The organism is Flavobacterium sp. MFBS3-15, from assembly GCF_026107645.2.
Taxonomy (GTDB): Bacteria; Bacteroidota; Bacteroidia; order Flavobacteriales; family Flavobacteriaceae; genus Flavobacterium.
Genome location: NZ_JAPCHV010000042.1, coordinates 1 through 1,012, shown reverse-complemented (window position 1 = coordinate 1,012; position 1,012 = coordinate 1). Strand labels below are relative to the sequence as shown.

The following is a 1,012-nucleotide window of genomic DNA, read 5'->3' as shown; positions in this document are numbered from 1 at the left end:
AAATTGAAATTAGATGTGTCTGTTATGGATGTTACATCTCCTAAAACTGCAAGTCATTTTGTGGTAGGGAATACCCAAGCGGGTATAAAATTGATTGTTTCGAAATTAAGAGATATGGACATCAAGCTTTCAGATGTATTGTTTTGTTGTGAAAACACTGGCATCTATACTTGCCCTTTGAGCTGTTTTCTATCCGAAAACAAACTTGATTATTGGATAGTTCCTGCTATTGAAATCAAGAGGTCCAAAGGTATATCAAGAGGCAAGAGTGATAAGGCCGACTCTAAAGATATCGCTTACTATAGTCTTAGGAACTTAGATAAACTTAAGCTTTCCTCAATGGCTGATAAGGAGATACAACAATTGAAATTGTTATTCTCCGAGCGTGAAAAGGTTATGAAAGCATTGCACATATTTAGGTCAACCAAAGAAAATAATGGTTTTATACCAAAAGAAGTTTATGCCGCTATTGAAGCAATCAACACAAAGACAATACGAGAATTAAACAAAGCAAAAGATTCTGTTGAAAACAAAATCAAAGAAATAATTATGAGCCAGGAAGAGCTTAAAAAGCAATATAAACTTATCCAAAGTGTTCCTGGGGTTGGCCCTCAAACAGCTCTATATTTAATAATTGCCACAAAAGGGTTTAAAGCTTTTGACAATTGGAGAAAACTGGCGTGTTATTCTGGTATTGCCCCATTCGAATATAGTTCGGGATCAAGCATAAAAGGACGGGCAAAGGTTAACGACATGGCTGATAAAAAAATGAAATCATTGCTGCAAATGGGAGTAATATCAGCCATTCAGCACGATCCTCAAATGAAAGAATATTATATTAAAAAAAGAGAGCAGGGAAAACCAAAAATGCTTGTACAAAACAATGTAAGATGTAAGATAGTTAGCAGAGTATTCTCTGTAATCAATAGACAGTCACCCTTTATAAATACATATAAATTCGCAGGATAATTTTTTACTGATTTTAATTGTTTTATATCATAGAATGCGGAGC

1 protein-coding gene is annotated in these 1,012 nt (G+C 34.3%); it reads left to right on the top strand.

All coding sequences use genetic code 11. From position 1 onward, the window contains the following. Positions 1-969: transposase (locus tag OGH69_RS18215; protein ID WP_265175927.1), on the top strand; the 969-nt coding region annotated here is incomplete at its 5' end. Positions 970-1,012 lie beyond the last annotated feature (43 nt).